General features: G+C 61.0%; 11 protein-coding genes. 8 read left to right on the forward strand and 3 right to left on the reverse strand.

Going from position 1 to position 12,363, the window contains the following annotated elements:
• Positions 1 to 8: 8 nt before the first annotated feature.
• Positions 9 to 1,307 (reverse strand): NAD(P)/FAD-dependent oxidoreductase, encoded by a 1,299-nt coding sequence (locus PQR67_RS14430; protein ID WP_408460027.1) that lies wholly within the window; start codon positions 1,305 to 1,307, stop codon positions 9 to 11.
• A gap of 340 nt (positions 1,308 to 1,647) precedes the next feature.
• Here PQR67_RS14430 and PQR67_RS14435 point away from each other — a divergent pair, with 340 nt between their 5' ends.
• Positions 1,648 to 2,049 carry an OsmC family protein gene (locus tag PQR67_RS14435; protein WP_408460336.1) on the forward strand — a complete coding sequence of 134 codons (402 nt, stop codon included), beginning with the start codon at positions 1,648 to 1,650 and terminating at the stop codon, positions 2,047 to 2,049.
• A gap of 97 nt (positions 2,050 to 2,146) precedes the next feature.
• Here the strand turns inward: PQR67_RS14435 and PQR67_RS14440 are convergent, their stop codons facing one another.
• On the reverse strand, positions 2,147 to 2,791 hold the full coding sequence (locus PQR67_RS14440) for a helix-turn-helix transcriptional regulator (protein ID WP_408460030.1): 645 nt from the start codon (positions 2,789 to 2,791) through the stop codon (positions 2,147 to 2,149).
• Between the two features lie 361 nt (positions 2,792 to 3,152).
• On the opposite strand from PQR67_RS14440, the gene PQR67_RS14445 reads away from it, so the two are divergent.
• From PQR67_RS14445 to infA, 3 genes are all read left to right on the forward strand, one after another.
• Positions 3,153 to 3,371: a hypothetical protein gene (locus PQR67_RS14445; RefSeq protein ID WP_028194708.1), complete on the forward strand. Its 219-nt coding sequence runs from the start codon at positions 3,153 to 3,155 to the stop codon at positions 3,369 to 3,371.
• A gap of 586 nt (positions 3,372 to 3,957) precedes the next feature.
• Positions 3,958 to 4,239 (forward strand): hypothetical protein, encoded by a 282-nt coding sequence (locus tag PQR67_RS14450; RefSeq protein WP_408460033.1) that lies wholly within the window; start codon positions 3,958 to 3,960, stop codon positions 4,237 to 4,239.
• 135 nt (positions 4,240 to 4,374) lie between these two features.
• On the forward strand, positions 4,375 to 4,647 hold the full coding sequence (infA, locus tag PQR67_RS14455; protein WP_012427521.1) for a translation initiation factor IF-1: 273 nt from the start codon (positions 4,375 to 4,377) through the stop codon (positions 4,645 to 4,647).
• Between the two features lie 200 nt (positions 4,648 to 4,847).
• On the opposite strand, the gene PQR67_RS14460 is transcribed toward infA, so the two are convergent.
• On the reverse strand, positions 4,848 to 5,591 hold the full coding sequence (locus PQR67_RS14460; protein WP_408460036.1) for a GntR family transcriptional regulator: 744 nt from the start codon (positions 5,589 to 5,591) through the stop codon (positions 4,848 to 4,850).
• Positions 5,592 to 5,805: 214 nt separating this feature from the next.
• Between PQR67_RS14460 and PQR67_RS14465 the strand changes: the two genes are divergently transcribed.
• From PQR67_RS14465 to PQR67_RS14480, 4 genes are all read left to right on the forward strand, one after another.
• A complete protein-coding gene (locus PQR67_RS14465) occupies positions 5,806 to 7,044 on the forward strand; it encodes a cyanate transporter (protein WP_408460039.1) in 1,239 nt (412 codons plus the stop codon).
• Between the two features lie 555 nt (positions 7,045 to 7,599).
• The gene (locus tag PQR67_RS14470; RefSeq protein WP_408460042.1) at positions 7,600 to 9,705 is read left to right on the forward strand and encodes a S8 family serine peptidase; all 2,106 of its coding nucleotides are present in this window, start codon (positions 7,600 to 7,602) and stop codon (positions 9,703 to 9,705) included.
• Between the two features lie 79 nt (positions 9,706 to 9,784).
• Entirely contained in the window at positions 9,785 to 11,593 is a 1,809-nt protein-coding gene (locus tag PQR67_RS14475) for a tetratricopeptide repeat protein (RefSeq protein WP_408460045.1), read from the forward strand.
• A gap of 187 nt (positions 11,594 to 11,780) precedes the next feature.
• Positions 11,781 to 12,356 (forward strand): ANTAR domain-containing response regulator, encoded by a 576-nt coding sequence (locus tag PQR67_RS14480; RefSeq protein WP_120345145.1) that lies wholly within the window; start codon positions 11,781 to 11,783, stop codon positions 12,354 to 12,356.
• Positions 12,357 to 12,363: the final 7 nt, after the last annotated feature.

The raw sequence follows: 12,363 nt of genomic DNA on the forward strand, positions 1-12,363 counted from the left end.
TCTATCTCTCAGACTCTGTCGCGCAGACGATACCAGGTCTTACCCATGACCTCCAGCGGCGCCGCCAGCAGCGCGCCGCCCGGAAACGGCGGGTTGTCGATGGATTGATACAGCCCTAGCAAGTCGTCGTCACCGAGGATGGCGTCGGCCACGGCCCGCGCAGCCGCGAGCGTAGGAAGCACGCCGTGCCCCGAATAGCCTTGCAGCCAGTAGCGCTGCCCCTCCCGGCCAACATCGGGCGTGCGTTTCATACTGATATCGATATGCCCGCCCCAGGCAAACTCCAGCTCCACGCCGCGCAGTTGCGGAAACGCCCGTTCCAGGTAAGGCCGGGTGGCCGCGGCGATATCCTTCGGAATGCCACCCGCGTACGTGCAGCCACCGCCGAATAGCAGACGGTTGTCAGGGCTGAGACGGAAGTAATCGGGCACGAACTGGTTGTCGATCACGCAACTGTTGCGCGGCAGCAGCGATTGGGCGACTTCCGGCTGCAACGGCGCCGTGGCCACCTGATAAGTGCCGACCGGCAGCATGCGCCTGGAAAGTTTCGGGTCGAGGCGATCGATATACGCGTTGCAGGCAAGTACCAGTACGTCCGCACGCACCTCGCCCTTGTCGGTGCGCGCCACATAGCCGCCAGGCCCGCCAGCGGTCTCGCGGTAGTCCAGCACCCGGCTCTGCTCGAAGATGCGTCCACCGGCCAGTTCAATCGCCGCCGCAAGGCCCTGGGCCAGCTTCAGCGGATTCAGGTGACCCGCCTCGGGATCGTAGAGCGCCGCCTGGTAGCGTTCGCTCGCAATCCACATCGGCATCTCCTCGCGAGGAATGAAGCGCATCCGGTCGTAGCCCCACTTCTCCTCGGCCTCCCGCTGGGCCTGCCGCAACAGCGCAACGCGACGCGGCAGCACCGCCGCCCACAGACTGCCGGGGCGATAGTCAGCATCAAACCCATGCCGCTGCGGCAACTCACGTATCTCCCCCGCGGCCCAGCACATGCTGTCCCAAAGCCGGCGGGTACGCTCCCGCCCGAGTGCCGCTTCCAGCGGCGGCATATCGCAGGACCAGCCGAGCAGTGCCTGACCGCCATTGCGTCCGGACGCCGCCCACGCCACCCGGCTCGCCTCCAGCAAGGTCACGCGTTTGCCTGCCAGAGCAAGACGCAACGCCGTATGCAAGCCGCTGAAGCCCGCTCCGACGATTAACACCTCGGCGTCCAGGCGCTCCTCCAGAGCCGGGCGCAGCGGAATCGGGCCTGGATAAGCGCGTGCATAGTAGCTAGCGATGTGCTCGGCGGACTGGTGGAACATCTGCGCTGCTCCGTGAAAAAATACATCATTAATTTCATGAAAAAATAACATCTATTTTTCACGAAAGCAAGCGAGGACTCAAACCGCGTCGTCGGGTCGATCGGCACAAGCGGACGATGACGCGCGCCAGACGGCGTCGGTTTGAGGTGTTGATGCGGGAATGTGGGGCGCGAGGATGCGTACACGAGGCGGCGTTGATATCCTGCCTCCGGTGCAGGGCCCGTTTGTGGTAAATGCGGCCGCCTGGATCCGGCAGGCAACCGCGCATTTCAACGGCGCGCGGTTCGGCAGGGCGGGCCAGATGGCCCGGATGGGCCACGAATAAACAGTGAGGACAATGATGACTCTCGCGATCGCAAGCGCCATTTCGGATGCAGACGCACCCAACTATCTCGTCAAAATCGATGCGGGCACGCATAGCCTGCTCGGTGATGAAGGGCCGCGCGAAGGTGGGCAGGATAGCGGTCCGGCGCCCTTCGAATTCGTGCTCTCGGGTCTTGCGGCGTGCACCGCAGCCACGCTCCGGATGTACATGCAGAAGAAAGCATGGCCGGGCGGCAGGATCAAAGTCGAGACGGAATTGCATGTCGAGCGCGACGGCGGTCAATTCATTCGGCGCACCGTTTCCGTCGATGGCCCTCTCGACGATAGCCAGCGGACCCGTCTTGCCGAAATCTGCGAAAAAACGCCTGTCACCCTGTTCATCAAACGGGGCACCCGGATCGACACGACCCTGCGGTAATGGGCCGAGACGTCTCGCTATGCCGGTATCGCACGCTGCTCGCGCTCGCGCAGCGCCGTGAAAACCCCGCGCTATTCCGCTGCGTTTCCGAGGGCCGTCAGCCGCCCTCTTTCATCTGCTTCAGAATCTTATAGACGGTAGCGCGCCCCATCGTCAGCACGGCGGCCACGTAGTTTGCGGAACTGCGACCGCGAAATGCGCCCTGCGCGTGCAGCGCCTCGACGATTTCCCGTTTGTGTTCGCGCGTGAGCGCATTGATACCGATTTGCCGCTCGCGCAGCCAGGTGTGCAGGAACGTGTTGATGCGGTCCTGCCAGTCGTCGCGAAACAGTTCCTCCGCGGGCGCGGCCGTCAGACTGCCGCCTTTGATGAACAGATCGAGCGTGGAGCGCACGTCTTCGAACACCGCGATGTTGAAATTGACGCACAGCATGCCAGCCGGCTTGCCGTCATCGTCGAACAGGATGTTGCTCACGCAGCGCATGCGACGGCCGTCCCAGTTCAGCTTCTCGTACGGCCCGATGGTCCGGCCGCGTGCCGCATAGTGAACTTCATCGAGCACCGAAGGGCCGCCGACTTCGAGCTTGGACAGGTTGTTCACGAGGTAGGCGATGGTCTGATCGCGCAGGTCGTGAATCACGACTTCGGCGCACGGATAGAACAGCGCCGCGATACCGTCTGCAATGGATGCGTAGCGCTCCAGCAGCAAATCTTTCACGGGAGAGACGGTTGTCTTGCGCATTGAGAAATCGCAGAGTTCGAGGGATGCGGCGGCGCCTCTGCTCCAATGAGCGAGGCAAGGCGCCGAGATTATGGCCGGGCAGGCGCGGCGAGCACAACGCGGCCGGCTAGCGAGGCGCTGCAACGCGCCATTGTAACGACCCCAAACGCCCGCGGGGATCACGGTGACATGACGACGGCATGACGACCGTGCGGCGGCAATTTTATTGCGGGGCCGCATCGCGCGCCGCGCCTTGATGGGCGCTCAACCGCATGACGACCACACGTTCTGGTTGTTGCATCCGCACCGAACGATTTTTGTTCGCGTGGCAAGCGCTTTTTTTTCGTGCGATAAAAGAATCCACTATTCCACGGAGCAACAGATGGCCACGCTCGAAGCGTTTCGTGCCGTGCTCGATGACGAAGGCACGCCGGAAATCATTCGCAATCACATCATCGATTCGTTGCAATACACGCTGCGCAATCACGGGCAGATTTTTACGTCGAAGGAAGTCGAATGGCTGGCCGGCTGGGACGACGCGCGCATTCCACTCGCGGCTTCACGCGAGTTGCAAAAGCGCGTTGCCGAAACCACCCGCTGACGCCCGCCGCCCCTTCGCCATCACGGTACCCCCTCAACCGCGGCGCGCAGGACGTCTGCCGGCGCGCCGCTCGTGGTAGTCCGTGGTAGCTTTTTCTCGCCCACCACCCCGCCGGTTGGGCGGTTTGCCCGCACGCGGAACTTTTTACTATCCAATTAGCCCCATTTAGTGCATCATATTGGAATAGCTGTATTCCGCATCCGCACTATCGGCAATACAAGCGGGCAACACAAGCGCAAGCGGCAGTATCAAGCACAGTTTCAATTGGCGCCTCCGCACCACCCCCGACTGTTCGACCGCCGCCTGTCGGCGATCCCGTCACTCCGGCAATGCGCCGCCTGCATTCGCCGTCGCGAGTTGTGCAGCTGAGTGGTTCAGCTTTTACGCGCCCGATGTCTGCGCGACATCAGCGTGTTTCTTCTCCATCGAATCCGCGATTTTGCGCGGCCGCGCTCATGCCCTTGCCATCGGGCCTGCGCCAATCTTTTTCCATGGCGGCGCGCCCCAAGGTGCTGCGCTGCCGGGCCTGTCGTGCCGCGCGTAACACGCGTGACACGGGGGCCACGTAATACAGGACATGTGCTTCATGAATTCAGTTATCAAGACGTACAAGGGTTACGAAATTCACCCGCTCGTCTATCCGCGCCGCCCGGCGGACGGTCAAACGGGCCGCAATCCGGACGCAGGCTACGACGCGTCGGTGCGCATCTGCCGCGTGGGCGCCAATCCGGCCGCCGACGGGCGTGTGTTCCGCCTGCAGTATCTGTTTCCGTTCGACGGCACAGGCAAGGCGCGCATTGCGTGCATGGCCCATGCCGAGCAATTGATCGACGGCCGTGTAGACGGCCAGTCCGTCGCCGATCTTTGAGCGGTACTATCAGCGAATCCGCTGGTGCCGCAACACAGCTGGCCTGAAAGCCAAGTGTCAACCGTATCAGATGTTGCGCCAGGCGGCTCGGCTGCACGGCCAACACCCACTTATCCCATCGACCAGGAGTTATGCATGGCGAAAGAAGAACTGCTTGAACTTGACGGTATCGTCGACGAAGTACTTCCGGATAGTCGTTACCGCGTGACGCTCGACAACGGCGTCGTGGTTGGCGCTTACGCATCCGGACGCATGCGCAAGAATCACATCCGTATTCTCGCGGGCGACCGCGTGACGCTGGAACTGTCGGTTTACGATCTGACCAAAGGCCGGATCAATTTCCGTCACAAAGACGAGCGCGCCACCGGTGGCGGCGGCGCACGCAATACGCAATTCCGTCGCCGTTAAGGCTGGCGGCACGCTGACCGCTCATTGGCTTGCTATCGGCTTGCTTCGTGATCGGTCAAGGCGTGGCCAACTGCTGTCGTCTGGTGTTGTCTGTTTGTTCGCGAAGCCTTTTGCGCGCCCTCTCCGGCTTGATTCGTTGACTCGAGCCTGAGCGGCGTGCTTCGGTGTCGCACGTATTACCCCTCCCTCCCTACGCTTTTCTACACCCCGAACACCGCACCGAGATCCTCTCCCGCGGCGCTTCTGCGCACCTGTTCGATCACCCGCTCTTCCAGCTCCGACAGATGCTCGCGCATCGCCGCGAGTGCCGCACGCAGATCTCCTGCGTCGAGCGCTTCGATAATCTGCATGTGCTCGTCCGCGGAACAGGTCGACCCCTTCGACGGGTCGAACAACGCTTTGTACAACTCGGTCTTCGCGACGAGTTGCCCAACCAGCCCGAGTAACTCCGTCCCCCCCGCCAGTTCCGTCAACAGCACATGAAACTGGCCCGCGAGCCGCACGGATTCCTCAACCGCGCCGGCGCGAGATGCCTTCTCCTCGCCACGCACATGGGCGCGCAGGCGGCGCTTGTGAGCCGCACTCAAACTCCCGCATAAAGCCGCGACAATGCCCGCCTCGACAATCTGGCGGGCGCGATACACCTGACGAATGTCCTCTTCCGAAGGCGACGGCACGAACGCGCCGCGATTCGCCTCGAGCACCAGCTTGCCCTCGAAACCCAGCCGCGCGAGCACCTTGCGCAATGCGCCACGCGTGCAGCCAAACGCGGCAGCAAGGTCGCGCTCGACCAGTTGCGCGCCTGGCCGCAGACGACCCTGCAACAACGCCGCGGTAATCGACGCGTAAATACGCTCTTCGATCGTGACCGAGTCGTCTTCGATCACCTTGGGACGAGGCGTTTCTGTGTCGGCAGACGAAGCACTTCGGGAACGTTGGGCCATGAATTCAGTGACAGGAATGGAGCGATATCGCCCGGCATTGTAGCGACGGTCTACGGCCTGCGCCATGTGTTCATGACGCGGCTACGCGGTAGCCCATACCGGGAATCACAAAAATGGTTAACCATTTGATGGTACTATTGTTGACCAAATTAAGCTTGAAACGGATTTTTAGTTTCGCTCGACGCACTTTTCCAGCCACGCCACCAGGCCCATCGTGAATTCGCACTCCAGCGCCACTCCCGCCCGTACCGACGCCAACCATGCATCCCACTCGCTAACGTGGCGCGACGCCTTATGGCTGGGTGTCATCGTGGTGATCGGCATTAATTTGCGACCCTTGCTGACGTCGATCAGCCCATTGATGACGACGATCCGCACGGCAACTGGCCTGAGCTTTTACGGCGCTTCACTGCTGACAAGCTTGCCGGTTCTCGCGATGGGCATCGGCGCGTTCGGCGCCGGCGCGCTGACCCGTACGATCGGCGAAACGCGCGGCGTCGCGCTCGGCTTGCTGGCAATCGCACTGGCTTGTGGCGCGCGCTGGATGGCGGCAAGTGGTGGGACCTTGCTGTTGACGGCGGCTCTTGCTGGCGTCGGCGTCGCGGCGATTCAGGCTCTGTTGCCCGCCGTCATGAAGCAGCGCTTCCCTACACGGGTGCCATTGGCGATGGGCGTCTTCTCGGCATCGATCATGGGCGGAGGCGGACTGGGGGCGCGCTTGAGTCCATGGGTCAGCAATGCGTGGGGGGCGTGGCATGCGGGGCTCGCAGTGTGGGCCATTCCCGCGTTGATTGCATTGATCTGCTGGCTGGGTTTGAATCTTCAGCCTTCGACGGCCGCCGCGGCACCGCCCGTTACCGCGAGCCCCGTGGCGCTTTTCCTGTGGCGCAAGCGGCGTGCGTGGACGCTTGGCCTCTACTTCGGAATCGTCAACGGTGGGTACACGACGCTCGTCGCGTGGTTACCGGCGTTCTATCAGCAGCGCGGCGTGAGTGTCGTGCAAAGCGGCTCGCTGCTTGCCAGCATGACGGTGTTTCAGGCTGTGGCGGCCTTACTGCTTCCGCTGGCCGCGGCGCCGTTCCGGGATCGGCGGCCGTGGCTGGTTCTGGGTTTGTCCGCCCAATTCGTTGGCTTGCTGGGGTTGATCCTGTGGCCCGATGCGGCGCCGCTGGTCTGGGTCGGCATTGCCGGCGCCGGACTTGGCGGGACGTTCTCGCTGACCCTCGTCACCGCCATGGATCATTCGGCCGATCACCGTGTCGCGGGAAAACTGGTCGCGTTTACACAGGGTGTCGGGTTTATCGTGGCCGCCGTCGCGCCCGTTTTTGCCGGCATCGTTCGTGGTTTGAGCGGCGGATTCGGGGCTGCGTGGATCATGCTGGCAGTTAGCGTGGCCGCCATGATTGCAGTGAGTTTTTTATTTTCGCCCCGGAGCTACAGGGAATGGAATTGATTGGATAGCGCTGCGCGAGTGCGCGTCGAGCCTCATCGCGAGATCGCGCGCACACCGGCGCTCTATCGCCAGCACAGATAGCGAATCACCCACCAATCTGCCAACGGTGCGAGGCTTGCCGCCGTTGCACGAAATTGGCCGCTGCCCTCCTCATCACATCCTCGCTCGCCCCGATCGGCTGGCTGAGCTGCCCCTTTGGCCTGCACGAGCAGGCACCGATAGTCTTACGTATTGAGTAAGTTATCCGACGAACAAATAGAAACGCCTGATTGTTTATAACAATCAGGCTATTTATTATCTTTTTTAAGCTAATTACGTTCCCGTCCAGGCTATCGATTTCGCGCCACGCAGGAATGCAACGAGCCGTTGCTAACCGCGTCGGAAGATAACCCATCACGCAAACGTCAGCGACATTAATTAGTTAGGAATCTTAATGTGCTTGCCGTATAGCCTACACCAGAGGAGCACGGACTGGCGCACGGCTTATGGCGACAGCACGACTGCGGCATAACAACAGAGGCAATCCTTTTTATATGCCGTACAACGGATAAGCACATGCAAAGACAGAGATGCAAGAGCACGCTGCACGACTCCCCCACAACCTTTGCGGAAGTCGGCGCGCTGTGGTCGAAAGAAAATGCACGTCGGGTGATTGCAGGCACCGCCTGTCTTTCACTTTCGCTGGCACTCGCAGCATGTGGCGGAGACAACGGCGGCAATACAACGTCTGAAACAGCACCGACTCCGGAAAGGGCGGCGGCACTAGCGGCGGCCTCCAGCACCGTTGCCCTGCAATTGTCCTTGAAGATGAATGTGAGCGGCCTGTCTTCGGACGCATCCAACGACCGTTTCATCATCAAGTACAAGACCGGCACCGTTGAACGCGGATCAACCTCGGCAGTCCAGTCAAGACTGGACCGGCTAACGAACGCCTTCCCCGCGAAAGCGCGCCATCTGCGCCGCATGGGAATTGGGGCTGATGTGGTTACAACGGAACGCAAGCTGAACGCCAGGGATGCCAAAGCATTCATGCGCGCCATTGCATCGGACCCTGACGTCGAGTATGTGGAGCCTGATACGCCGATGTCCGCAACAATGGCTCCAAACGACCCGGAATATAGCAAACAGTGGGGCTTGACCTCGAACCAGAAACCCGGTGTCACTACTGCGGGAATACGGGCAGAGGGTGCGTGGGACATGGCTAACGGTGCCGGGACCGTGATCGCAATGATAGACAACGGTGTGACCCGTCATAGCGACCTGAATGCCAATATCCTGCCTGGATACGATTTCACGGCGAACAACCGGGGTGGCGACGGCACGAATCCGGGCATCACCACCGAGACATGCCCGGTCGTCTGGCACGGTACCCACGTCGCGGGCATCATGGCCGCGCAGACCAACAACGGCGTTGGTATAGCCGGGATTGCGCCCGCCGCAAAGGTCGTCCCGGTCCGGGTCATGAATGCATGCGGAAGAGGCTTTACATCCGACGTCGCCGACGGTGTGACGTGGGCCGCCGGCGGGAGCGTGTCGGGTGTCCCCAACAACGCCTACCCGGCGAAGGTCATTAATGTGAGCCTTGGCGGCGGGGGTTCCTGCGGCATGACGTTTCAGAACGCTATTGACTATGCCGTCAGTCGGGGGGCCGTTGTAGTCGCAGCGGCTGGCAACGATGGCAACAGCGCAGCGAATTTTACGCCGGCGAACTGCCGGAACGTGATCAGTGTCGGCGCCAGCAATCGCCCCGGTTTGAAGTGGGTTCTTTCAAACTACGGACAGACTGTCGACATTGCTGCGCCTGGCGACTCGATCTGGTCCACCTATAACAACGGAACCACCGTGCCGGGCACCGAAGGCTATACATACATGGACGGCACGTCGATGGCAGCACCGATGGTGAGCGGCGTGATCGCGCTCGCTCAGTCAGTCGCGCCGACGCCCCTGACCTCCACGGAAATGAGAGCGCTGCTGACGCAGAATGTGCAACCGTTTTCCAACGGCAAACCGGATCAACCTATCGGGTCCGGCATTCTGGATGCGAACGCGACTGTCGTCGCCGCCAGGTCAGGGAAGATTCCAGCGGCAGCGGATTTTGCGTGCTCAGAAGCGACAACGATCATGCAGGTGACATGCAAGGACCTGTCTACCGCCCGGGGTACGCCGATCAAGTCATGGGCCTGGAATTTCGGCACGGGTGGTCCTGATATGGTGCGCACGCAATCAGTCACGCCCTATGTGAACTACGACTATCCTGGCACGTATGAAATCACCTTAATAGTGACGGATAGCACCGGAGCCGTTAGCAGGCTGACGCGCCCATTTCAGGTCATGCCTCCGAGCCTCACGGCCCTAAGCGCCGGTATTCCGTTGACGATCTCAGCGAAAAACGGCGATATGCAGAATTACGATCTGGTTGTTCCGGCGGGCGTAAAGAGCCTGACGTTCACCCTGTCGCCGGAGACAACCAGCCAAGTCGCAACACTGTATGTCAGGGCCGGTACGCCATCCATGTTCCATCCTGACTGTGAGTCCGTTATGGTCAGAGGTGGGGCCGCCACCTGCACGATCACCAACCCGGTAGCGGGAACTTACTACGGCATATTGAGCGCAAGCACAAAACTGAGTGGCGTTTCTCTCCTCGCCACCTACACGCAATAACCCGGCCACGTCAGAATTGCACCCCTGTATCTTGGCTGCGGATCGCAGGGGCGCATTTCCCACAATCCACGGCCACGCAATGAATCACGATGACGCAGAAGTGAACGCTGTCGTCGCGCATGCAGATGCGCATTTTTCCGCGCGACGGATGACCGAGGCGATGACCAGTTACCGGAAGGTGCTTGCCGTGCGCCCTCGCGACGCACACGCGCTGCACCGTATGGGACTCATCTGTGTTCATACGGATGAAATCGGTCGCGCGCGCGAATACCTTGAACAGGCATTGCAAGCCGCCCCTGAGCGTGCTGAGTTGTGGGAGCACGCGGGCCTGCTTGCCGCGCTGAAGGGGGACCATGCGTCGGCTGAAGCCTCCTATCGTCGTGCGATCAGCCTGGCAGGCAGTACCGCCAGTGTTCACCGGAACCTTGCCGACTGCCTGCGGCTGTCCAATCGTCTCGATGAGGCCATGATCCACTATGAAAAGTCCATTGAGATCGATTCGGGTGTGCACCACGCCGCTCGAGCACTCGCCCGGATCTGCACGGCGCTCGGAAAAATCGACGCCGCCGCGGACTACTGGCTGCGCGCGTGGATGCTCGACCCGGCAAATCCTCAAGACGGACTCGACCTGATCGCGGCACTGATTCAAGCCGGCCACAATCGCGAGCTCGATGAAGCGATCGGGCAGGTCAGAACCCGCTTTGCGGACAATGCCGATACGCTTAAGTCGCTAGCCTACGTGTTGAACACTCACGACCGCTTTAGCGAAGCGCTCAGCGTGGCCCGGCAGGGACTCGACGTCGATCCGCACCATCCGCTCCTCCATCACAACGCGGCAAGAGCACTCAGCATCATCGGCAACGTTGCCGAAAGCCGGCCACATAGTATCGAAGCGGCCCGGCTTCTGCCGGATAACCCGCACCTGCAATTTCATCTTGCCGGTGTGTTGCTTGCCCTTGGTGAGTTCGAAGAAGGCTGGAAGAGGTACAGATGGTTTTACGCGCTCCCCGGCTCGGGAAATGAGCCGGTTCGCCCAGGTTTCACCGAGTGGCATGGCGAACCCGTCGCAGGATGCAGGTTCCTGCTCATCGGCGAACAGGGGCGTGGAGACGAAATCCAGTTCCTCAGATTCGCCGAATGGTTGAATCGTCAAGGTGCAGCAGTAGATGTACTAGTCAGTCAGCCGCTCGCGGAGCTGGCCGCGAGCGTGACCGGTGTGCAAGCCGTATTCACTACCCTACCGCCCGGTGCATATGACTACTGGTGTCATATGCTAAGGATGCCGGAACATACCAAACTCGATTTACCCATGCTTCCGATTGCGATGCCCTACCTCGCGACAACGCCGGAAAAACTAAGTCGTTGGACGGCTCATATCGAAGCGATGCCACAACGCAACAAGCAGGCGCAAAACAAACGCGTCGGCGTAGTGTGGGCCGGCAACCCTCATCATGTTCTGGACCGTTACAGGTCCATCCAACTAGCCGCGCTGAAGCCGCTTTTAGGGCTTGACGGCATAACGTGGTTTTCGCTCCAGAAAGGCATCCACGAGCAAGAAAGCGAAAACCTGGCATATGAGTACGACATGCATACACTGGGCCCCGCGATCGACGATTTTACGGACACGCTAGCGATACTGCAGACACTCGACCTGGTCGTTACCGTCGACACGTCAGTCGCTCATCTGGCCGGCGCGGCGGGACTCCCTGTCTGGGTACTCATACCCGCCTATCCCGAGTGGCGATGGCTGACCGGCAGAACCGATAGTCCGTGGTATCCGTCGATGCGCCTGTTCCGCCAACGGGAACTCGGCAAATGGGATCCTCTCGTCAAAGAAGTGCGGGCTGCGCTGCAACTGTGGCGCGACGCCCCGGCAACCCGGCTTTGAGTTCGTTGGGACAATGTTCATACCTCGCGCCCCGCTTCGGTGCACGCCTCACGCATGCACCGCACAAGTGCGGCCCCCGTTGCCGACATCGTTCATAAGCCCGTGATTGCACTCGTTTCATCGCAATCGCATTGCACTGGCATACACGTTGCTTTATACCTAGCCAGCCGTCGATAAACTCCACTCCATGCTGCGTGTTCTTCTCGTTACCGATACCGACAAGCCGATAGGCGATCTGCGCGATGCCCTCGCACGACTTGGCTACGAGATGCTGGCCGGCACGGCGACGCCGCAAGCGCTGCACCGCGTCGTGCAGAGCGAACGGCCGGACGTCATCATCATCGATACGGAATCGCCGTCGCGCGATACGCTCGAACAACTCGCGGTCATGAACGCCACGGCGCCACGTCCGGTGCTGATGTTCAGTCACGACGCGAACCAGCAATTGATCCGCGACGCGGTCGGTGCGGGGGTCACGGCCTATCTCGTCGAAGGTCTCGCCACGGAACGGCTCGCACCGATTCTCGAAGTAGCCCTCGCCCGGTTTGCGCAGGAGTCGCAGTTACGTGAACGCCTCGCGCAAGTCGAGAGCGAACTCACCGAACGCAAGCTGATCGATCGCGCCAAACGCCTGTTGATGGATCAATTGAAGATCACCGAACACGCTGCGTACGCCAACCTGCGCAAGCGCGCAATGAACCAGGGTGTCAAACTCGCCGAAGTCGCGCGTGCCGTCATCGCGTCGGCGGATTCGCTCAAATGAAGCGCCG

The organism is Paraburkholderia fungorum (assembly GCF_046026025.1).
Taxonomy (GTDB): domain Bacteria; phylum Pseudomonadota; class Gammaproteobacteria; order Burkholderiales; family Burkholderiaceae; genus Paraburkholderia; species Paraburkholderia fungorum_E.

Bases quoted from the DNA above. Each gene is read 5' to 3' on its own strand.
- PQR67_RS14430 (WP_408460027.1), bottom strand. From the start codon at position 1,307: ATGTTCCACCAGTCCGCCGAGCACATCGCTAGCTACTATGCACGCGCT.
- PQR67_RS14435 (WP_408460336.1), top strand. From the start codon at position 1,648: ATGACTCTCGCGATCGCAAGCGCCATTTCGGATGCAGACGCACCCAAC.
- PQR67_RS14440 (WP_408460030.1), bottom strand. From the start codon at position 2,791: ATGCGCAAGACAACCGTCTCTCCCGTGAAAGATTTGCTGCTGGAGCGC.
- PQR67_RS14445 (WP_028194708.1), top strand. From the start codon at position 3,153: ATGGCCACGCTCGAAGCGTTTCGTGCCGTGCTCGATGACGAAGGCACG.
- PQR67_RS14450 (WP_408460033.1), top strand. From the start codon at position 3,958: ATGAATTCAGTTATCAAGACGTACAAGGGTTACGAAATTCACCCGCTC.
- infA (WP_012427521.1), top strand. From the start codon at position 4,375: ATGGCGAAAGAAGAACTGCTTGAACTTGACGGTATCGTCGACGAAGTA.
- PQR67_RS14460 (WP_408460036.1), bottom strand. From the start codon at position 5,591: ATGGCCCAACGTTCCCGAAGTGCTTCGTCTGCCGACACAGAAACGCCT.
- PQR67_RS14470 (WP_408460042.1), top strand. From the start codon at position 7,600: ATGCAAAGACAGAGATGCAAGAGCACGCTGCACGACTCCCCCACAACC.
- PQR67_RS14475 (WP_408460045.1), top strand. From the start codon at position 9,785: ATGAATCACGATGACGCAGAAGTGAACGCTGTCGTCGCGCATGCAGAT.
- PQR67_RS14480 (WP_120345145.1), top strand. From the start codon at position 11,781: ATGCTGCGTGTTCTTCTCGTTACCGATACCGACAAGCCGATAGGCGAT.